The sequence below is a fragment of the Streptomyces sp. NPDC048612 genome (assembly GCF_043199295.1).
Classification (GTDB): Bacteria; Actinomycetota; Actinomycetes; order Streptomycetales; family Streptomycetaceae; genus Streptomyces.
Genome location: NZ_JBICVV010000022.1, coordinates 1 through 21,419, shown reverse-complemented (window position 1 = coordinate 21,419; position 21,419 = coordinate 1). Strand labels below are relative to the sequence as shown.

The 21,419-nt window shown below is 72.4% G+C and carries 15 protein-coding genes; 13 read left to right on the top strand and 2 right to left on the bottom strand.

The features are described from left to right. Positions 1–42: 42 nt before the first annotated feature. Genes ACGFN2_RS27625 through ACGFN2_RS27610 form a run of 4 tightly spaced genes read left to right on the top strand, consistent with a single transcriptional unit; the run spans position 43 to position 4,410 of the window. Positions 43–1,206, top strand: a complete 1,164-nt coding sequence (locus ACGFN2_RS27625) for an ABC transporter ATP-binding protein (RefSeq protein WP_393365112.1) — start codon at positions 43–45, stop codon at positions 1,204–1,206. Beyond that, complete coding sequence (locus ACGFN2_RS27620; RefSeq protein WP_393365110.1) at positions 1,203–2,141, top strand: ABC transporter permease; 939 nt, start codon at positions 1,203–1,205, stop codon at positions 2,139–2,141. Before ACGFN2_RS27625 ends, ACGFN2_RS27620 begins: the two co-directional genes overlap by 4 nt. Continuing rightward, complete coding sequence (locus ACGFN2_RS27615; protein WP_362604133.1) at positions 2,141–2,986, top strand: ABC transporter permease; 846 nt, start codon at positions 2,141–2,143, stop codon at positions 2,984–2,986. Before ACGFN2_RS27620 ends, ACGFN2_RS27615 begins: the two co-directional genes overlap by 1 nt. 5 nt (positions 2,987–2,991) lie before the next feature. Beyond that, positions 2,992–4,410, top strand: coding sequence for an FAD-dependent oxidoreductase (locus tag ACGFN2_RS27610; RefSeq protein WP_362604131.1), 1,419 nt, complete (start codon positions 2,992–2,994; stop codon positions 4,408–4,410). 64 nt (positions 4,411–4,474) lie between these two features. On the opposite strand, the gene ACGFN2_RS27605 is transcribed toward ACGFN2_RS27610, so the two are convergent. Together ACGFN2_RS27605 and gabT are read right to left on the bottom strand one after the other, a co-directional pair. Further along, on the bottom strand, positions 4,475–5,191 hold the full coding sequence (locus ACGFN2_RS27605; RefSeq protein WP_393365107.1) for a phosphatase PAP2 family protein: 717 nt from the start codon (positions 5,189–5,191) through the stop codon (positions 4,475–4,477). A gap of 528 nt (positions 5,192–5,719) precedes the next feature. Continuing rightward, positions 5,720–7,069, bottom strand: a complete 1,350-nt coding sequence (gabT, locus tag ACGFN2_RS27600) for a 4-aminobutyrate--2-oxoglutarate transaminase (protein ID WP_362604128.1) — start codon at positions 7,067–7,069, stop codon at positions 5,720–5,722. A gap of 277 nt (positions 7,070–7,346) precedes the next feature. Between gabT and ACGFN2_RS27595 the strand changes: the two genes are divergently transcribed. The 9 genes from ACGFN2_RS27595 to ACGFN2_RS27555 all read left to right on the top strand — a co-directional run bounded on the left by ACGFN2_RS27595 (position 7,347) and on the right by ACGFN2_RS27555 (position 21,214). Beyond that, a complete protein-coding gene (locus ACGFN2_RS27595; protein WP_393365104.1) occupies positions 7,347–9,557 on the top strand; it encodes an ATP-binding protein in 2,211 nt (736 codons plus the stop codon). 227 nt (positions 9,558–9,784) lie between these two features. Beyond that, positions 9,785–11,428, top strand: coding sequence for a PucR family transcriptional regulator (locus tag ACGFN2_RS27590; protein WP_362604124.1), 1,644 nt, complete (start codon positions 9,785–9,787; stop codon positions 11,426–11,428). 284 nt (positions 11,429–11,712) lie between these two features. Then, on the top strand, positions 11,713–13,173 hold the full coding sequence (locus ACGFN2_RS27585; protein WP_362604122.1) for an aldehyde dehydrogenase family protein: 1,461 nt from the start codon (positions 11,713–11,715) through the stop codon (positions 13,171–13,173). 494 nt (positions 13,174–13,667) lie between these two features. After that, the gene (locus ACGFN2_RS27580) at positions 13,668–15,587 is read left to right on the top strand and encodes an acyl-CoA dehydrogenase family protein (RefSeq protein WP_362604120.1); all 1,920 of its coding nucleotides are present in this window, start codon (positions 13,668–13,670) and stop codon (positions 15,585–15,587) included. A gap of 151 nt (positions 15,588–15,738) precedes the next feature. Then, complete coding sequence (gene dxr / locus ACGFN2_RS27575; RefSeq protein WP_362604118.1) at positions 15,739–17,004, top strand: 1-deoxy-D-xylulose-5-phosphate reductoisomerase; 1,266 nt, start codon at positions 15,739–15,741, stop codon at positions 17,002–17,004. Continuing rightward, a complete protein-coding gene (locus ACGFN2_RS27570; protein WP_393365101.1) occupies positions 17,001–18,302 on the top strand; it encodes a M50 family metallopeptidase in 1,302 nt (433 codons plus the stop codon). The genes dxr and ACGFN2_RS27570 overlap by 4 nt, the downstream gene beginning before the upstream one ends. A gap of 173 nt (positions 18,303–18,475) precedes the next feature. Further along, a complete protein-coding gene (gene ispG / locus ACGFN2_RS27565) occupies positions 18,476–19,633 on the top strand; it encodes a flavodoxin-dependent (E)-4-hydroxy-3-methylbut-2-enyl-diphosphate synthase (protein ID WP_362604116.1) in 1,158 nt (385 codons plus the stop codon). Between the two features lie 174 nt (positions 19,634–19,807). Next, complete coding sequence (locus ACGFN2_RS27560; RefSeq protein ID WP_362604114.1) at positions 19,808–20,653, top strand: GNAT family N-acetyltransferase; 846 nt, start codon at positions 19,808–19,810, stop codon at positions 20,651–20,653. 24 nt (positions 20,654–20,677) lie between these two features. Beyond that, the gene (locus tag ACGFN2_RS27555) at positions 20,678–21,214 is read left to right on the top strand and encodes a GNAT family N-acetyltransferase (RefSeq protein WP_362604112.1); all 537 of its coding nucleotides are present in this window, start codon (positions 20,678–20,680) and stop codon (positions 21,212–21,214) included. Positions 21,215–21,419 lie beyond the last annotated feature (205 nt).

The window sequence follows — 21,419 nt, the reverse complement described above, 5'->3', positions numbered from 1 at the left end:
CCGCCCGAGCCGCTTCGCCCTCCGACCCACGGGACGACCGACATGACCCACACCGCGACCCCCCAGAGCAGCGGCGGCGACGTCCGCCTCCAAGGGATCAGCAAGACCTACGGTTCCTTCACCGCCGTCCATCCGCTCGACCTGACGGTCCCCGCGGGCTCCTTCTTCGCGCTCCTGGGCGCCTCGGGCTGCGGCAAGACCACCACCCTGCGCATGATCGCCGGGCTGGAGGAGCCCACCACCGGCACCGTCGAGCTGTCCGGCCGGGACGTCACCGTGCTGCCGCCCTACAAGCGCCAGGTCAACACCGTCTTCCAGAACTACGCGCTCTTCCCGCACCTGGACATCTACGAGAACGTCGCCTTCGGCCTGCGCCGCCGCGGCATCAAGTCCGTCAAGAAGCAGGTCGAGGAGATGCTCGACCTGGTCCAGCTCGGGCCGATGGCGCGCCGCAAGCCGCAGCAGCTCTCCGGCGGCCAGCAGCAGCGCGTCGCGGTCGCCCGCGCGCTGATCAACCACCCCCAGGTACTGCTGCTCGACGAGCCGCTCGGCGCCCTCGACCTCAAGCTGCGCCGCCAGATGCAGCTGGAGCTCAAGCGCATCCAGACCGAGGTCGGCATCACCTTCGTCCATGTCACCCACGACCAGGAGGAGGCCATGACGATGGCCGACACCGTGGCCGTGATGAACGGCGGCCGGGTCGAACAGCTCGGCGCCCCCGCCGACCTCTACGAGAACCCCGCCACCACCTTCGTCGCCAACTTCCTGGGCACCTCCAACCTCATCGAGGCCGAGGTCGTCGAGACCGGCGGCGAGGAACTCCTGCTCAAGGCCGTGGACACGACGCTGCGGCTGCCCGCCGCCCGATGTCGCGCCGCGGCCCGCAAGGGCGAGAAGGTGCTGGCCGGCATACGGCCCGAGAAGGTCTCCCTGACGCACGGCGACGACGCCGACGCGGTCGCCGACGGCCGCAACCGGCTGTCCGGCCGCATCAAGGACGCCGGCTTCATCGGCGTCTCCACCCAGTACGTCGTCGAGGTGCCCGGCCTGGGCGAACTCGCCGTCTACGAGCAGAACGTCGAGCGCGACGGGCGCCTGGTACCCGGCGCCGACATCGTCCTGCACTGGAGCCCGGCGCACACCTTCGGACTGGACGCCGCCCAGGACATCCAGGCCGGCGCGGACCTCGACGAGGAGGCCGCGTGACCACCACCGAGACGCCCGCACCACCGGACGGAGCGGCCGGGACGGCCCCCCTGGAAGTGCGCAAGACCCCCGCCCGCAAACGGCTCGTCCCCTACTGGCTGCTGCTGCCCGGCATCCTCTGGCTCATCGTCTTCTTCGCCGCCCCGCTCGTCTACCAGGCGTCGACCTCGGTCCAGACCGGCTCCCTCGAAGAGGGCTTCAAGGTCACCTGGCACTTCGCGACCTACTGGGACGCGCTCGGCGAGTACTGGCCGCAGTTCGTCCGCTCCGTCGCCTACGCCGCCACCGCCACCGTGCTCTGCCTGCTCCTGGGCTACCCGCTGGCCTACCTGATCGCCTTCAAGGCCGGCCGCTGGCGCAATCTGGTGATGATCCTGGTCATCGCCCCGTTCTTCACCAGCTTCCTGATCCGCACGCTCGCCTGGAAGACGATCCTCGCCGACGGCGGACCGGTCGTCGGCCTGCTGAACTCGCTGCACGTCCTGGACGTCACCAGCTGGCTGGGGCTCACCGAGGGACAACGGGTGCTGGCCACCCCGCTCGCCGTGGTCTGCGGACTGACCTACAACTTCCTGCCGTTCATGGTGCTGCCGCTCTACACCTCGCTGGAGCGCATCGACCCGCGCCTCCACGAGGCCGCCGGCGACCTCTACGCCCGCCCGGCCACCACCTTCCGCCGGGTGACCTTCCCGCTGTCCATGCCCGGAGTCGTCGCCGGCACCCTGCTCACCTTCATCCCGGCCGCCGGTGACTACATCAACGCCGAACTGCTGGGCTCCACCGACCAGAAGATGATCGGCAACGTCATCCAGTCGCAGTTCCTGCGGGTACTGGACTACCCGACCGCCGCCGCCCTGTCCTTCATCCTCATGGCGGCCATCCTCGCCATGGTCACCCTCTACATCCGCAAGTCCGGGACGGAGGACCTGGTCTGATGGCCGTCCACGAGACCACCGAAGCCACCGCGGCCCGCACCCCGAACCGGGCCCTGCGCTGGCTGCGCCGCAACCTCGTCACCCTCGCCGGCCTGTGCACGCTGGGCTATCTGATCCTGCCCAACCTCGTGGTGCTGGTCTTCTCCTTCAACAAGCCCAACGGCCGCTTCAACTACCAGTGGCAGCGCTTCTCCACGGACGCCTGGCGCGATCCGTGCGGCGTCGCCGACCTGTGCGGCTCGCTGGGCCTGAGCCTCCAGCTCGCGCTGTGGGCCACCGTCGGCGCGACCGCCCTGGGCACCATGATCGCCTTCGCGCTGGCCCGCTACCGCTTCCGCGCCCGCGCCGGCGTCAACACCCTGATCTTCCTGCCGATGGCGATGCCCGAGGTCGTCATGGCCGCCTCGCTGGCGACCCTCTTCCTCAACATGGGCATCCAGTTCGGCTTCTGGACGATCCTCATCGCGCACATCATGTTCTGCCTGAGTTTCGTCGTCACCGCCGTCAAGGCCCGGGTGATGAGCATGGACCCGCGCCTGGAACAGGCCGCCCAGGACCTCTACGCCTCACCCCTCCAGACCTTCCTGCGGGTGACGCTGCCGATCGCCGCCCCCGGCATCGCGTCCGGTGCGCTGCTGTCCTTCGCCCTGTCCTTCGACGACTTCATCATCACCAACTTCAACGCCGGCTCCACCGTGACCTTCCCCATGTTCGTCTGGGGCTCGGCGCAGCGCGGCACGCCCGTTCAGATCAACGTCATCGGCACGGCGATGTTCCTGGTCGCCGTGTTGTGTGTAGTCGTCGGCCAGCTGGCCGGGGCCCGCAAAAGGAGCAAGAGGAGCTGAGAACCATGGCACGAGCTGCCATGACCCCGTCCGCCGCGCACGCGCTCGCGGACGCCGAACCCACCCCCTTCTGGCTGGCCGACCCGGACCGGCCGGCCGCCCGGCCCGCCCTCGTCGGCGACGAGACCTGCGATCTGCTGGTCGTCGGCGGCGGCTACTCGGGCCTGTGGACCGCGCTGATCGCCAAGGAGCGTGACCCCGAGCGCGATGTCGTCCTCGTCGAGGGCGCCGAGATCGGCTGGGCCGCCTCCGGACGCAACGGCGGCTTCTGCGCCGCCTCCCTCACCCACGGCCTCGGCAACGGCCTGGCCCGCTGGCCCGGCGAACTCGCCACCCTCGAACAGCTCGGCATCCGCAACCTCGACGCCATCGAGGAGGCCGTGGCCCGCTACGGCATCGACTGCGCCTTCGAGCGCACCGGCGAGATCGACATCGCCACCGAGCCCCACCAGATCGCCGAACTCAAGGAGTTCGCCGAGGACGCCGCCGGAATCGGCCTGGACCGGCACACCTTCCTCGACGAGGACGCGCTGCGCGCCGAGGTCGACTCGCCGACCTTCCGTGCCGGACTGTGGGACCGCGACGGCGTCGCCATGCTCAACCCGGCCCGGCTCGCCTGGGGCCTGAAGCAGGCCTGCCTCGACCTCGGCGTCCGCGTCTACGAGCGCACCCCGGCCACCGACCTGGCCTCCGACGGCGCGGGCACGGCCGTCCGCACCCCCTACGGCCGGGTCTTCGCCCGCCATGTCGCGCTCGGCACCAACGCCTTCCCGTCCCTGGTCAAGCGGGTCCGCCCGTACATCGTCCCGGTCTACGACCACGCCCTGATGACCGAGCCGCTCTCGGAGGAGCAGCTCGCCGCCATCGGCTGGAAGAACCGCCAGGGCCTCTCGGACTCCAACAACCACTTCCACTACTTCCGCATCACCGCCGACAACCGCATCCTGTGGGGCGGCTACGACATCGTCTACCGCTACGGCGGCGGCGTCCGGGCCGAGTACGACCACCACCCGGCCACCTACGAGAAGCTCGCCCGGCACTTCTTCCGCTGCTTCCCCCAGCTGGAGGGGCTGCGCTTCACCCACTCCTGGGGCGGCGCCATCGACACCTGCTCCCGCTTCTCCGCGTTCTTCGGCACCGCCCACGCCGGCCGGGTCGCCTACGCCGCCGGCTACACCGGCCTCGGCGTGGGGTCCACCCGCTTCGGCGCCGAGGTGATGCTCGACCTGCTGTCCGGTGAGCGCACCGAGCGCACGGAGCTGGAGATGGTCCGCAGCAAGCCGCTGCCGTTCCCGCCCGAGCCGCTGCGCTGGGCCGGCATCGGGATCACCCAGTGGTCGATGACCCGGGCCGACAGCCGCGGCGGCCGCCGCAACCTGTGGCTGAAGGCCATGGACAAGGTGGGCCTGGGCTTCGACAGCTGACGCCCCGACCGCCTGCGTCCGGCGCGACGGGGGCGGGCGGCCGCGAGCCGTCCGCCCCCGTCCGTCATCGGCCGTCCGGCGCCCGCCCGGTCCTCGTCCCCGCCCACCGGTCGCACGCCGCCCACCACACCGCGAGCAGCACCCCGGCCAGACACCAGCTGCCGAGGACGTCCAGCGGCCAGTGATAGCCCCGGCGCACCAGACCGAGGCCGACGGCCCCGTTGAGCAGCGCCACCACGGCCACGACCACCGGCGCGAACAGCCGTCCCGCCCGCCGTCCCCTACGGAGCACCATCAGCGCGGCCACGCCGTAGGCCACCGCCGCCGTGGCGCCATGGCCCGAGGGATAGAAGCCGTCGTGCGCACCGCCCGCCATCGGCGGCGGACCCGGCCGCGCCAGCCACAGCTTCAGCGGCACGACCAGCGCCGGCACCGCCGCCATCGCCAGACCGGCGGCGAGCGGCGGCAGCCACCAGCGCACGGGCTCCTCCCCCTCGGGCACCCCACGGCTCCTGGCCCGCCACCCCTGCCACCCGGCCCACACCATCACCGCACACAACACCGGCAGCGCCACGGCCGTGTTGCCGAGGTCGGCGCAGAACTCGGCGAGCCCGGTGGGGAGATGACCGTCGGCGGCCAGCGCCCGGCCGAGCCGTTCGTCGAGGGTGCGCAGCGGACCGTGGGCCGCCACCTGCCAGGTGAGGGCGGCGAAGAGCAGCAGGCCGACGGAGCAGATCCACCACGGGGAGAAGCGCCGGGAGCCGCGCCCGGACGGGGCCACGGGGCCCGGGGAACCCGGAAAAGGGTTCGGCCGCCTCGGAACAGGGGGGGTGGTTCCGAGGCGGCCGGGCTGACCGGTGTCCCGCGCGCCCCGGGGGGTATGGGGCGGGCGGACATCCGATCGGTGAGGATTCCCGGAACCGGGGGTTCCGGAGTCGTGCGCGAGGGCACGGCCTGGTCGGAGCCGGGGAAGCGCCGACCGGGCGTCGCCCGCAGTCCCCTGCGAGCGGGGTGTTTCTCTCATCTGCAGAAACCGTACGGCACGGGGAGCGCGCCCGACAGCCGCATCACCCGGCCGCCATGGCCCCCGCACATCTTCTTCACGCCATGTCTGCAGCTACGCGCGTCCATGCGGAAATGAGGGCAGAAAGCGGGACAGAACGGAGGCGGTGGGGGAGGAGATGCGGAGGCGGCGCGACGGTCCCGGCCCGGGAAACGGGACACGGCCCGGGGCACGACATGAGCCGTGCCCCGGGCCGTGCCGGGGTTCCTCCCGCCGGACCCGCCGTGCGGAGGTGCGGAGCGCCGCTCAGAGCGAGGCGAAGGCGCCCTCGAGGATGTCCAGGCCCTCGCCCAGCAGGTCCTCGCCGATGACCAGCGGCGGCAGGAAGCGCAGCACATTGCCGTACGTACCGGTCGTCAGCACCAGCAGGCCCTCCTGGTGGCAGGCCTTGGCCAGCGCGGCGGTGGCCTCCGGGTTGGGCTCCTTGGAACCGGACTTGACCAGCTCGATCGCGATCATCGCGCCACGGCCGCGGACCTCGCCGACGATGTCGTACTTCTCGGCGATCGCGTTCAGCCGCGGCTTCATGATCTCGCCGATCCGGCGGGCCTTGGCGTTGAGGTCCTGCTCGCGCATGGTCTCGATCGAGCCCAGCGCTGCGGCACAGGCCACCGGGTTGCCGCCGTAGGTGCCGCCCAGACCGCCCGCGTGCGCCGCGTCCATGATCTCCGCGCGCCCGGTGACGGCCGCCAGCGGCAGACCGCCGGCGATGCCCTTCGCGGTCGTGATCAGGTCCGGCACGATGCCCTCGTCCTCACACGCGAACCACTGGCCCGTGCGGCAGAACCCGGACTGGATCTCGTCCGCGACGAAGACGATCCCGTTCTCCTTGGCGAAGGCGGCGATCGCCGGGAGGAAGCCCTTGGCCGGCTCGATGAAGCCGCCCTCGCCGAGCACCGGCTCGATGATGATCGCCGCGACGTTCTCCGCGCCGATCTGCTTGGTGATCTGCGAGATGGCCTGCTCAGCGGCCTCCTGCGCGCAGTTCTCCGGGCCGGTCAGCCAGCGGTAGGGGTAGGCCACCGGGACGCGGTAGACCTCGGGCGCGAACGGCCCGAAGCCCTGCTTGTACGGCATGTTCTTGGAGGTGAGCGCCATCGTCAGGTTCGTCCGGCCGTGGTAGCCGTGGTCGAAGACGACGACCGCCTGGCGCTTGGTGTGCACCCGGGCGATCTTGACGGCGTTCTCGACCGCCTCGGCGCCGGAGTTGAACAGCGCCGACTTCTTCGCGTGGTCGCCCGGCGTCAGCTCCGCCAGCTGCTCGCAGACCTCGATGTACGGCTCGTACGGCGCCACCATGGCGCAGGTGTGGGTGAAGGCCTGGAGCTGCGCGGTGGCCCGGCGGACGACCGCCTCCGCGCTGTTGCCGACCGAGGTCACCGCGATGCCCGAGCCGAAGTCGATCAGCGAGTTCCCGTCCACGTCCTCCAGGACGCCGCCGCCCGCGCGCTTCACGAACACGGGCAGCACGGCGCCGACGCCACCGGCCACCGTGGCCTGCTTACGGGCCCACAGCTCCTGCGACTTCGGGCCGGGGATCGCAGTGACGACGCGACGCTCCTGGGGGAGGGCCGGGCCTCCGGACAGTTCGGTCATGGCAGTCTCCTGGAGTGCGACGGGGGACGTACAAAGGTGTTGTTCTCGCAGGCTAGGGGCGGCCGGGCGGGTCTGGCATGTTCCGTTCGGGAGAAGTGCGCGTGTTGCGTTGTCCGCACCGGACATAGCGGCGGCCCACGGCCAGTAGATTGAACGACGGCCCGCCCGGCAACGGACGGCCACCAGCGCGGGCACGACAATGGCAACGCGGCCGGCCGCCCCGGCCGCCGCACCACCACGCAGCAGGCCACGGCTCAAGGGGGACAAGGGTCACCGGATGGACACCGAGGGCACGCACGACGCACAGCACACCGCTCCCCAGCCGTCCGGCGGAGCACACCGACCCGAACCCACCGTGCCGCGTCCCGCGGCACCTCCCGCCCCACCGGCCGCGGCACCGCGCACTCCGCCCGCAGCCCCGCCGAACGTACCGGCCATGCCGGCCGGCCCTCCGGGCACCGCGCCCGGCGGCCCCGCGGCCGCCGAACCGCCGGTGCTGAGCTGGCTGCGCACCCCGCGCCCCGCGGCCGCACCCGGCATCTGGACCTACGGCCACCGGCCCCGCGCCGCACAGGAACCCGACCGGGTCCCCGGACGGCAGCTGATCAGCGGCGCGGTGATCTCGTTTCTGTGCGGATGGCTGTTGTGGTCGCTGCTGGTCAACAGCTACCTCGGCGGTTACTGGCTCTGGCCGCTGCTGCTGCTCACGCCGGAATCCTGGCGGATGGCCGGCGGCAACCAGATGGCCTATGTCTGGGCCACCTACATCTACTACGGGCTGGTGCTTGCGCTCCTGGCCGTCGTCTTCGGCCGAATGGGACGCTGGCCGGAGCTCCTCCGCCGCTCCCTGGGGCCGCTTGTCGGTCGCTTCCGCAACCGAACCCCCGCTGCCCCCACATCCCACCCCGCCGCCGACCCCGCCCAGTGGCCCGACCTGCGGGCCCACGGTGCCTCGGATGCCGCCGACAAGCTCGCGGCCGAGGCGCGGGCCGGGCGGATGAACGACGTGGACGTGGCCAGGATCGAGCGTGCCTGGCAGTCGGTGCGGTCCGGCAAGAACTCCGTCGCCTCCTTCACCGACACCGTGCTCCGGCACGGTGCGGCCGCCTGTGCGCACCCTTCCGGGCTGCGCGATCTGACCCGCAGGGGCGCCCACCACGATCTGCTCGCCCATCAGGTCCGGATCGGCACCACCGCCGAACACCCGCGGAACCCGTATCAGCACCGCGGCGCGGGAAGCGCGCTGTCGCCCGCTGTCCTGGGCACCTCGCTGCTGGCCGTGGGCCCCGCGGGCAGCGGCAAGACCACCCGTGTCGTCCGGCCGGTCGTGGAGTCGATGTGTCTGCAGGCGCTGGCCGGACAGTGCGCGGTGATCGCCGTCGGCCCGGCCGGATCGGACCTCGGACCGGATGACGCGTTCGATGTGGTGGTCAGGGTCGGCCGCCCGGACCCGGAGTGCGATCTCGACCTGTACGGCGGCACCACCGACCCTGACGAGGCGTCCGGAATCCTCGCCGAGGCGCTGGTCGGCGACCTGGCCGAGCAGCTGCCCGGCGGTGACAGCCGGCGCGCCGCGACCGCGCTGTCCCAGCTGCTCGGCCCCTTCAGGGCCGCCCACGACCGCTTCCCCACGGTGCCCGAACTACGGGAACTGCTGGACGGCGCGCCCCGGGCGACGGCCGCCCTGCGCACCGCGCTGGAGGGCATCGGTGACCACACCCTGCTGCGCGAACTGGACGCCCGTGCCCGGCAGTCGGACCGCCCCGGTGATGTCGCCGTCCTGCTCGCCGACCGCATCGCGCTGCTCGACCGGCCCGCCTTCGCCGCCTTCTTCGACCCCACGGGAAGCACCCGCCAGGTCTCCTTGCGCTCCCTCGACCACCCCCTGCGGGTCCGCATCGAGCTGCCGGAGCGCGGGCACGCGGAGGCCTCGCGGATTCTCGCCCGGCTGGTCCTGGCGCAGTTCACCGAGTGCGCGGTGGCCCGTGGCGACCGTTCGCTGTTCGCGTGCCTCGTCATCGACGAGGCCGCGCACACCATCACGGCCGAGGCGCTGCGCGGGCTGCAACGGCTGCGCTCGGCGCATGCCGGCGCGGTCCTGACCCTGCGTTCGCTGGACGAGGTCCCCGACCCGCTGCGCGGCGCGCTGCTCGGTGCCGTCGGCTGCCGGATGGCGTTCGCGGGGGTCACGACCTGGGACGGCGCGCGGTTCGCCGAGGTGTGGGGCAAGGAGTGGGTGGAGACCCGCGATGTGACCGACCGGCAGATCATCGCGGAGAGTGCCGCGGGCAAGGCGTTCCACATGGTGCGCCAACTGGTCACCGGCAAGGCGGCCACCGCCAAAGCCGTCACCGTCCGCACCGTCGAGCGGGAGCGCTGGTCCGCCTCGGATCTGGCCAATTCGGTGCCGCCGGGGCATGCGGTGCTGTCCGTGACGTCGGTGGCGGGGGAGCACGCGCCGCCGGTGCTGGTGGATCTGCGGTCCTGAGCTGGAGGGAGGGGGCGCCCCCGGGCCTGTACGGCCGGGGGTGACGTGTGGCCCGCGGGGAGGGGCCGGAAAGTGTGGGGTCCCGGTCGATTCCGCCGTTGAGGCAGAATCGGGACTGGCCGTTCATACGTGGCGGCGTAAACAATCGGGTGTCGGGCGGCACCGGCCGGCTCGTGGCCGGTTGCCGTCCGGTCGTCCCTCGCAGTCGTCGACGTCATGAAGGTCCCATGCCGCACACCCTGGCCTCCCTGGTCCACCACACCGCGCTCAAGCTCTCCGTGCTCGCGGGCGAGGGGCGGCTGGAGGCGCCGGTGCGCTGGGCGCATGCGAGCGAGCTGATCGACCCGGTGCCGTACATGGAGGGCGGGGAGCTGCTGCTGATCACCGCGCTCAAGCTGGACGCGGAGGACGCGGAGGCGACCCGGCGGTATGTGCGGCGGGTCGCGGAGGCCGGGGTCGTCGGGCTGGGGTTCGCGGTCGGGGTCAATTACGAGGGCGTGCCGCAGGCGCTGGTCGACGCGGCCAGGGAGCAGGGGCTGCCGCTGCTCGGGGTGCCGCGCAGGACGCCGTTCATCGCGATCAGCAAGGCGGTGTCGGCGGCCGTCGCGGCGGACCAGTACCGCGCGGTGACGGCGGGGTTCGAGGCGCAGCGGGAGCTGACCCGGGCGGCGCTCGGCACCGAGGGACCGGCCGAGCTGCTGGCCCGGCTCGCGGCGCATCTGGACGGCTGGGCGGCGCTCTACGACGCGTCGGGCGCGGTGGTGGCCGCCGCCCCCGACTGGGCGGCCCGCCGCGCGGCCCGGCTGACCGACGACGTCGGGCGGCTGCGGGAGCGGCCCGCCCCCGCCAGCTCGGTCGTCAGCGACACCGACGGCGACGACCGCGTCGAGCTCCAGTCGCTGGGCACCGGGCGCCGGGCCCGCGGGGTGCTCGCGGTGGGCACCGCGGCGCCGCTGGGCACCGCCGAACGCTATGCCGTGCACTCCGCTGTCGCCCTGCTCACCCTGACCACCGAGCGGTCCCGGGCGCTGCAGGACGCCGAGCAGCGCCTGGGCGACGCGGTGCTGAAGATGCTGCTCGCGGGGGAGCCGGACCACGCGCGGGCGGTGGCCGGGCGGCTCTACGGCGGGCTGCTGGACGCCCCGTTCCGGGTGGTGGTCGCCGAGCCGGTGGCGGGCGACGAGCCGTCCTCGGGGGTGGCGTCGGGCGCCGGAGCCGTGGGGGTGCTGGACGGGCTCGCCGACGCGATGGACTCGGCGGCCGCGCGGACCGGTGAGGCGGTGCTCGCCGTCCCGGACGGCGGCCGGCTGGTCGTGCTGGTCGCGGACGGCGGGGCGGCCGCGGACGCCTGTGCCGCGTACGCCGCCGAGGCCGAGGCCCGTGCGGGCCGGCAGCCGCGGGCGCGCGGCCGGGCGGCGCGAGCGGCGGGCCACGGCGAGGGGCTCGCCGCCGGGCTGTCGGCGCCGACCGGGCCGACCGCCGCCGCGAACGCCTACCGCCAGGCCGAACAGGCGCTGTCGGTGGCCAGGCGGCGCGGCCGTGCGCTGGTCGAGCACGAGGACGTGGCGGCCGGGTCGGTGCTGCCGCTGCTCGCCGACGACGCGGTCCGCGCGTTCGCGGACGGGCTGCTGCGGGCGCTGCGCGAGCACGACGCGACCGGCCGCGGCGATCTGGTGGCCTCGCTGCGCGCCTGGCTCGCCCGGCACGGCCAGTGGGACGCGGCCGCCGCCGACCTGGGAGTGCACCGCCACACCCTGCGCTACCGGATGCGGCGGGTCGAGGAGATCCTGGGGCGCTCGCTGGACGACGCGGATGTGCGGATGGAGCTGTGGCTGGCGCTCAAGGCGACCTCGGCGCCCCAGGGGGAGTGAGAACGGCGCAGGGGGAGTGAGGGCGGCCCGCGTCCCGCGCGTTCCTCGCAGGTGACCGCCTCCGGGCGGACCGGCGCGGGCGCGTACGGGGCCCGCGCCTCCGCGCGCCCCGGGTCTGCCCCGTCCGCCCCTTCCACCGCGGAGAGACGGGCGCGGTGATTACGCCGCTTCGGACAAACGCCACGAGGGCGCCGCACCCCTACCGTGGAGCCAGAGTCAACACCGCAGAGACGCTCCCAGAGCCATGCGCACCACCCACCACGTCTGAAGGGCCGGGTTCCACTGTGCCGATCCCCACTGATGCAGCCCCCACCGCCTTCTGGCTCGCCGGCCGCGAGGCCACCGGCGAGGCCACCTTCGATGTCACCTCCCCCTGGGACGGACGTCTCGTCGGCACGGTGAGCGTCCCCACCGAGGCCCAGGTCGAGGAGGCCGTCGCCGCCTCCGTCGCCGTCCAGGACGAGCTGGCCGCGACCCCCGCCCATGTGCGCGCCGCCGCCCTGGACCATGTGCACCGCCGGCTGGTGGAGCGTACGGAGGAGATCGCCCGGCTGATCTCCGCGGAGAACGGCAAGCCCATGAAGTGGGCGCGCGGCGAGGTCGGCCGGGCCGTCTCCGTGTTCCGTTTCGCCGCCGAGGAGGCCCGCCGCTTCAACGGAGGCGAGGCGCAGCGCCTGGACACCGACGCGGGCGGCGCCGGCCGGCTCGCCCTGACCCGCCGCTTCCCGCGCGGCACGGTCCTCGGCATCGCCCCGTTCAACTTCCCGCTGAACCTCTGCGCCCACAAGATCGCCCCGGCCATCGCCGCCGGCGCCCCGATCATCCTCAAGCCGGCCCCCGCCACCCCGCTCTCCGGCCTGATCCTCGGCGAGCTGCTGGCCGAGACCGAGCTGCCGGCCGGTTCCTGGTCGGTCCTCCCGGTGCCCAACGACCGGATGCCGGCGCTGGTCCAGGACGAGCGGCTGCCAGTGGTCTCCTTCACCGGCTCCGAGAAGGTCGGCTACGCGATCCTCGACTCGGTGCCGCGCAAGCACTGCACCCTGGAGCTCGGCGGCAACGGTGCGGCCGTCGTCCTGCCGGACTACTCCTCCGAAGCGGACCTGGACTGGGCGGCGCAGCGCATCGCCACCTTCTCCAACTACCAGGGCGGCCAGTCCTGCATCTCGGTGCAGCGGGTCATCGCGGACGCCTCCGTCTACGACCGGCTGGTGCCGAAGATCGTGGCGGCCGTCGAGGCACAGGTCACCGGCGACCCGTCGGACGACGCCACCGAGGTCGGCCCGCTGGTCGACGAGAACGCCGCCAAGCGCGTCGAGTCCTGGGTGGACGAGGCCGTGGAGCGCGGCGCGAAGCTGCTCGCGGGCGGCAAGCGCGACGGCGCCTCCTACGCGCCGACCGTACTGGCGGACGTGCCCGCCGACGCCACCCTCGCCTGCGAGGAGGTCTTCGGCCCGGTGCTCACCCTCCGGAAGGTCGACGGGGAGGCGGCGGCCTTCGCGGCCGTCAACGACTCCAAGTTCGGCCTCCAGGCAGGCGTGTTCACCCACGACGTGCAGACCGCCTTCCGCGCCCACCGCGCGCTGGAGGTCGGCGGCGTGATCATCGGCGATGTGCCGTCCTACCGCGCCGACCAGATGCCCTACGGCGGCGTCAAGCAGTCCGGTGTGGGCCGCGAGGGCGTGCGCTTCGCGATGGACGACTACACCTACGAGCGGGTCATGGTCCTCACCGGACTCGCCCTGTAACCCACCGGCCCGGCCCGGACCGGTGGACAGCGACGGCCGTCCCTTGGGCCGTATCGCCGTCCGGGCCCGGCCGGCGGGCCCCCGGCGCTCTCGACGCGGCGCGCTCCGGCACCCTGTTTCCGGAGCGCGCCGCGTCCCCTGTACCCGGCGCGGTCTCCCCGCCGTGCCGGGATCTTGACCGTACGGGACGGGTCCCCTCCGCTTCCTCCTGTCTGAGAGGGAGCCGCGGCGGAACCACAGGGGGGAATCACCGCCCCGGGTACACCGTTCGCGGTAGGCCGCACCCCCCGAAGGGCGGAGGGCGGCCGGCCGGCCGGGCCCGGGGGTGGGGGGTATGTCCCGCTTGGTGTGCGATGGTCCCGGCACTCCACTGTGTCCGGTAGCTCCAGTGGTGCAACCCGTGCGGATCGGGTAACTCTCACAAGTAGCGCTGTCCAGCGGCCGACCGGCCCGCCGGCGCTGAACTCCCGACCCAGCGGCGAGGTGAGCTCCTGATGACCGCTCCATCCATCCGCAACGTTTCCGAGCGCGAAGCACGCCAGGTCGCCGAGGCGGCCCGCGAGCAGGACTGGCGCAAGCCCAGCTTCGCCAAGGAACTGTTCCTGGGGCGCTTCCGGCTCGACCTCATCCATCCGCACCCCACCCCGGCGGTCGACGACGTGCGCCGCGGCGAGAAGTTCCTCGCCACCCTGCGCGAGTTCTGCGAGAACGAGGTCGACGGCGCCCGGATCGAGCGCGAGGGGCAGATCCCGGACGAGACCGTCGACGGGCTCAAGGCGCTCGGCGCGTTCGGGATGAAGATCGACCCCAAGTACGGCGGCCTCGGCCTCACCCAGGTCTACTACAACCGGGCGCTGTCCCTGGTCGGCACCGCCAGCCCCGCCATCGGCGCGCTGCTCTCGGCGCACCAGTCGATCGGCGTACCGCAGCCGCTGAAGCTGTTCGGCACCAAGGAGCAGAAGGAGACCTTCCTGCCCCGCTGCGCCCGGACGGACATCTCGGCCTTCCTGCTGACCGAGCCGGACGTCGGCTCGGACCCGGCCCGGCTGGCGACCATGGCCGTCCCGGACGGCACGGACTACGTGCTCGACGGCGTGAAGCTGTGGACCACCAACGGGGTCGTCGCCGACCTGCTGGTGGTGATGGCGCGGGTGCCCGCGTCCGAGGGCCACAAGGGCGGCATCACGGCCTTCGTCGTCGAGGCGGACTCGCCCGGCATCACCGTCGAGCACCGCAACGCGTTCATGGGCCTGCGCGGCCTGGAGAACGGCGTCACCCGCTTCCACCAGGTACGCGTCCCGGCCGCGAACCGCGTCGGCCCCGAGGGCGCCGGCCTGAAGATCGCCCTGACCACCCTCAACACCGGCCGGTTGTCGCTGCCCGCGATGTGCGTCGGCTCCGGCAAGTGGTGCCTGAAGATCGCCCGCGAGTGGTCGGCGGCCCGTGAGCAGTGGGGCCGGCCGGTCGCCAGGCACGAGGCCGTCGGCGCCAAGATCTCCTTCATCGCCGCCACGACCTTCGCCCTCGAAGCGGTCGTCGACCTGTCCTCCCAGATGGCCGACGAGAACCGCAACGACATCCGCATCGAGGCCGCCCTCGCCAAGCTCTACGGCTCCGAGATGGGCTGGCTGATGGCCGACGAGCTGGTCCAGATCCGCGGCGGCCGCGGCTACGAGACCGCCGACTCGCTCGCCGCCCGCGGCGAACGCCCGGTCCCCACCGAGCAGATGCTGCGCGACATGCGCATCAACCGGATCTTCGAGGGCTCCACGGAGATCATGCACCTGCTGATCGCCCGTGAGGCCGTGGACGCCCACCTCTCGGTCGCCGGCGACCTCATCGACCCCGACAAGACCCTCGCCGACAAGGGCCGGGCGGCGGCGAAGGCGGGCGGCTTCTACGCCCGCTGGCTGCCCAGGCTCGTCGCCGGACCGGGCCAGCTCCCGCGTACGTACCAGGAGTTCGGGAAGCTGTCGGGCCATCTGCGCTATGTCGAGCGGACCTCCCGCAAGCTCGCCCGCTCCACCTTCTACGCGATGTCCCGCTGGCAGGGCCGGATGGAGACCAAGCAGGGCTTCCTCGGCCGGATCGTCGACATCGGCGCCGAACTCTTCGCGATGAGCGCGGCCTGTGTGCGGGCCGAGTACCTGCGGGAGACCGGTGACCACGGCCGGGAGGCGCAGCAGCTGGCCGATGTGTTCTGCCGGCAGGCCCGGGTCCGCGTCGAGGAGCTGTTCGGCCGGCTGTGGTCCAACACCGACGAACTCGACCGCAAGGTCGTCTCCGGAGTCCTCGACGGCACCTACACCTGGCTGGAGGAGGGCATCATCGACCCCAGCGGCGACGGCCCCTGGATCGCCGACGCCACTCCGGGCCCGAGCATGACCGACAACGTCCGGCGTCCCATCCGCTGAACGTCCCTCGGCCGCACGCCCAGGGCCGGTCCGCCAGCGATCCGCCGGACCGGCCCTGGGGCATGTCCCGCACGGCCCGCCGCCGCAGCATGATCCGGAAGAAGCGCCCTAGGTGTCCTGGTCCACAGGTCCACCGGCCACAATGGACCCCATGACGGACTCCCTCGCCCATCCGCACCTGCGTTTCGAGCCGGCCGCCCCGCGCCGGGACGGCCCCCGCTCCATCGTGGTCCTCGGCTCGACCGGATCGATCGGCACCCAGGCGATCGACCTCGTGCTGCGCAACCCCGACCGGTTCCGGGTGACCGCGCTCTCCGCGGCCGGCGGCCGGGTCGAGCTGCTCGCCGACCAGGCGCACCAGCTGCGGGTGGCCGCCGTCGCCGTGGCCCGCGAGGACGCGGTGCCGGCGCTGCGTACGGCGCTGGCGGACCGCTACGGCGCGGGCGAGCCGCTGCCCGAGATCCTGGCCGGCCCCGACGCGGCGACCGACCTGGCCGCGTCCCCCTGCCACACCGTCCTCAACGGCATCACCGGCTCCATCGGGCTCGCCCCCACGCTGGCCGCCCTCAAGGCGGGCCGGGTGCTCGCGCTGGCCAACAAGGAGTCGCTGATCGTCGGCGGCCCCCTGGTCAAGGCGCTCGCCGCGCCCGGCCAGATCATCCCCGTCGACTCCGAGCACTCCGCGCTCTTCCAGGCGCTCGCCGGCGGCGACCGCTCCGAGGTCCGCAAGCTGGTGGTCACCGCCTCCGGCGGCCCGTTCCGCGGCCGCACCCGGCGCGAGCTGGCCGAGGTCACCCCCGAGCAGGCGCTGGCCCACCCCACCTGGGCGATGGGGCCGGTCATCACGATCAACTCCGCGACCCTGGTCAACAAGGGCCTGGAGGTCATCGAGGCGCACCTGCTCTACGACGTCCCCTTCGACCGCATCGAGGTCGTCGTCCATCCGCAGTCCTACATCCACTCGATGGTGGAGTTCACCGACGGCTCCACACTCGCCCAGGCCAGCCCGCCCGACATGCGGATGCCGATCGCCCTGGGCATCGGCTGGCCCGAGCGGGTCCCGGACGCAGCCCCGGGCGTGGACTGGACGAAGGCGCAGACCTGGGACTTCTTCCCGCTGGACGAGGAGGCCTTCCCCTCCGTCCCGCTGGCCTGCCATGTCGGTGATCTGGGTGGCACCGCCCCCGCCGTCTTCAACGCGGCGAACGAGGAATGCGTGGACGCGTTCCTCAAGGGCGGGCTGCCCTTCACCGGGATTGTGGATACGGTCGCCGCAGTGGTCGCCGAGCACGGCACGCCCGCGCGGGGAACTTCCCTGACGGTCGCGGACGTCCTGGAAGCGGAAACCTGGGCGCGCGCCCGCGCCCGCGAACTGGCCGCCCGTGCGGCACGGACACCTTCGGAGGCTCGCGCATGACGACCTGGATGACCATCCTCGGCATAGTCGTCTTCGTCGTCGGCCTGCTGTTCTCCATTGCTTGGCACGAACTCGGCCACCTCTCCACGGCCAAGATGTTCGGCATCCGCGTGCCGCAGTACATGGTGGGCTTCGGGCCGACGCTCTTCTCCCGCAAGAAGGGCGACACCGAGTACGGCATCAAGGCCGTCCCGCTCGGCGGCTACATCCGGATGATCGGCATGTTCCCGCCCGGCGACGACGGAAAGCTGCAGGCCCGCTCCACCTCGCCGTTCCGCGGCATGATCGAGGACGCCCGCTCGGCGGCCTTCGAGGAGCTGCAGCCCGGCGACGAGAAGCGGCTCTTCTACACCCGTAAGCCCTGGAAGCGCGTCATCGTGATGTTCGCCGGGCCGTTCATGAACCTGATCCTGGCGGTCGTGATCTTCATGAGCGTGCTGATGGGCTTCGGGATCAACACCCAGACCACCCAGGTCGGCTCGGTCTCGGAGTGTGTGATCTCGGCCGCGGCCAAGACCGACAAGTGCCCGGCCGGCGCCAAGGACTCCCCGGCGAAGGCCGCCGGCCTGCGGGCCGGCGACAAGATCGTCTCGTTCAACGGCCACGCCGTCCCGGACTGGGGCGCCCTCCAGGAGCAGATCCGCGACACCACCGGGCCCGCGACGCTGGTCGTCGAGCGGCACGGGGCACGCAAGACCCTGCAGGCCGACCTCATCGAGAACAAGGTCGCCAGGACCGACGGCCACGGCGGCTACGTCGCCGGCGAATTCGTCACCGCCGGATTCCTCGGCTTCACCCCGGCCAGCGGCGTCGTCCAGCAGTCCTTCGGCCAGTCCGTCGACCGTATGGGCAACATGGTCGAGCAGGGAGTCTCCTCCCTGGTCAACCTGCCCGCCAAGGTCCCGGACCTGTGGGACGCGGCCTTCAACGGCGGCGAGCGCAAGCAGGACTCCCCGATGGGCGTGGTCGGCGCGGCCCGGGTCGGCGGCGAGGTGTTCGCGCTGGACATCCCGCCGGAGCAGCGGGTGGCGACCATGCTCTTCCTGGTCGCCGGCTTCAACCTCTCGCTGTTCCTGTTCAACATGCTGCCGCTGCTGCCGCTGGACGGCGGACACATCGCCGGCGCCCTGTGGGAGTCCGTCCGGCGGGCCTTCGCCAAGATCGTCCGGCGTCCCGACCCCGGCCCCTTCGACGTCGCCAAGCTGATGCCGGTCGCCTACGTCGTCGCCGGGATCTTCATCTGCTTCACCCTGCTGGTGCTCGTCGCCGACGTGGTGAATCCGGTGAAGCTGACCTAGAAAGCACGTTTGGCGGCGGCCGGGCACCTCTGTGGCGTTTGGAGGTGCCCGGCCGTCCCCGTTCGTGGCGCGACACGGGCGCGATGTGCTTGCCGCGACTCCTGTGCCGTAATCTCGAAGACCGGAGCCCGCCGCTGCGGGGCCTAGATCCACACCTTGGGGTTGCTCGCCAGATGACTGCCATTTCACTGGGAATGCCGGACGTACCGACCAAACTTGCCGACCGCCGGGTCAGCCGCAAGATCCAGGTCGGTCCGGTCGCCGTGGGCGGAGACGCACCGGTCTCGGTGCAGTCGATGACGACCACACGCACGTCCGACATCGGCGCGACGCTGCAGCAGATCGCCGAGCTGACGGCCTCCGGCTGCCAGATCGTGCGGGTCGCCTGCCCGACGCAGGACGACGCCGACGCGCTGTCCGTGATCGCCCGGAAGTCGCAGATTCCGGTCATCGCGGACATCCATTTCCAGCCGAAGTACGTCTTCGCCGCGATCGACGCGGGCTGCGCCGCGGTCCGGGTGAACCCGGGCAACATCAAGCAGTTCGACGACCAGGTCAAGGAGATCGCCAAGGCCGCGGGCGACGCCGGCACACCGATCCGGATCGGCGTCAACGCCGGCTCCCTCGACCGCCGCCTGCTGCAGAAGTACGGCAAGGCCACGCCCGAGGCGCTCGTCGAGTCCGCGCTGTGGGAGGCCTCCCTCTTCGAGGAGCACGGCTTCCGCGACATCAAGATCTCGGTCAAGCACAACGACCCGGTCGTGATGGTCAACGCCTACCGGCAGCTCGCCGCCCAGTGCGACTACCCGCTGCACCTCGGCGTCACCGAGGCCGGACCCGCCTTCCAGGGCACCATCAAGTCCGCGGTCGCCTTCGGCGCGCTGCTCAGCGAGGGCATCGGCGACACCATCCGGGTCTCGCTGTCCGCGCCGCCCGCCGAGGAGGTGAAGGTCGGCATCTCCATCCTGGAGTCGCTCAACCTCCGCCAGCGCCGCCTGGAGATCGTCTCCTGCCCGTCCTGCGGCCGCGCCCAGGTCGACGTCTACAAGCTCGCCGACGAGGTCACCGCGGGCCTGGAGGGCATGGAGGTGCCGCTGCGCGTCGCCGTCATGGGCTGCGTCGTCAACGGCCCCGGCGAGGCCCGCGAGGCCGACCTCGGGGTCGCCTCCGGCAACGGCAAGGGCCAGATCTTCGTCAAGGGCGAGGTCATCAAGACCGTCCCCGAGTCGAAGATCGTCGAGACCCTCATCGAAGAGGCCATGAAGATCGCCGAGCAGATGGAGAAGGACGGCATCGCCTCCGGCGAGCCGACCGTCGCCATCGCCGGCTGACCCACCGCAGCACCACCGCCGAGCCCCGCCGCCCACCCCGGGCCGCGGGGCTCCGCGCTGCCCGGGACGATCCGCCCCCGCAGCGGCCGGGTGCTCCCCGCAGGCGCGAGGTAAAGTGCCAAGACCTGCTCCCGCCTGGCCTCCCAGGCCCGTAACGGTGAGGCTTTCCGACACGTGCTGACGACCACCGCCATCAAGGTCCTCGAGCCCGGGGAGCTCGACGACGCCCTCGCGGTCCTCGACCGCGATCCGGTCGCCAACGCCTTCGTCGCCGCCCGCGTACAGATCGCCGGCCTCGACCCGTGGCGGCTGGGCGGCGAGATGTGGGGCTGGTACGTGGACGGCCGCCTGGAGTCGCTCTGCTACGCCGGAGCCAACCTCGTCCCGGTCTGCGCCACCCCCGAGGCCGTCCACGGCTTCGCCGAGCGCGCCCGCCGCCAGGGCCGCCGCTGCTCGTCCATCGTCGGCCCCGCGGAGGCCACCGCCGCACTCTGGTCGCTCCTGGAGCCCTACTGGGGCCCGGCCCGCGAGATCCGCGCCCACCAGCCGCTGATGGTCACCACCGCGCCGTCCGCCGAGATCGCCCCCGACCCGTACGTCCGGCGCATCCGCAAGAACGAGATGGACCTGATCATGCCCGCGTGCGTGGCCATGTTCACCGAGGAGGTCGGCATCTCCCCGATGGCCGGCGACGGCGGGCTGCTCTACCAGGCCAGGGTCGCCGAACTCGTCGGCGCCGGCCGCTCCTTCGCCCGCATCGAGAACGGCAAGGTCATCTTCAAGGCGGAGATCGGCGCCGCCACCCAGCGGGCCTGTCAGGTCCAGGGCGTCTGGGTCGACCCCGCCTACCGCGGCAAGGGCCTCTCCGAGACCGGCATGGCCGCCGTGCTGCGCTACGCCCTCAGCGACGTCGCCCCCGTCGTCAGCCTCTACGTCAACGACTTCAACGCCGCGGCCCGCGCCTCCTATCGCCGGGTCGGCTTCGAGGAAGTCGGAGCATTCATGAGCGTACTGTTCTGACGCACCGCCTTGTACGCTCCGGGCATGGATGACGTCGCGGTCGGCCCCCTTGATCTCGCTGCCCGCGTGGACGACGCGCTGGCCGTCCAGGCGCTCGCCTTCGGCCTGAGCGACGAGGAGGTCGCCGTCCGCCGGCACATCGTGCTGCGCCACCTCCGCTGCCCCGGCGCCCGCGCGCTCGGCGCCACCACCCCCGACGGCCGGCTGGCCGGCTTCGTCTACGGCATGCCCAACGACCGCACCCACTGGTGGTCCACCGTCGTCGAGCCCTACCTCCGCGGCGAAGGCCTCGACCACTGGCTCGACGACTCCTTCACCATCACCGAGCTGCATGTCCACCCCGCCCACCAGCACCGCGGCATCGGCCGCGCGTTGATCACCCGCATCACCGACGAGGCCACCGAACCCCGCTCCATCCTGTCGGCCATCGACACCGAGAGCCCCGCCCGCCGTCTCTACCGCTCCCTCGGCTACCAGGATCTGGCCCGCCGCGTTCTCTTCCCGAGCGCGCCCACGCCGTACGCGGTGATGGGCGCCCCCCTGCCCTTGCGGCGTCTCTGACGCCTTGGCTTTTCCCACGTTTTCGGCTTTCCCGCCGTGGTGGCTCGCGTTGTTTCGGGTCCGCTGCGCGGGGCGTGGGTTGAGGTGGTGTTTGTTGCTGGCTCGCCGTTGCGCCTGCGGCGGGCGGGTGGTTGTCGGGTGCGGTGACGGGCCTCCGGGGCCTGGTGTGTGGACTGCTTCGCTTTACGTCCACACACCAGGCCCC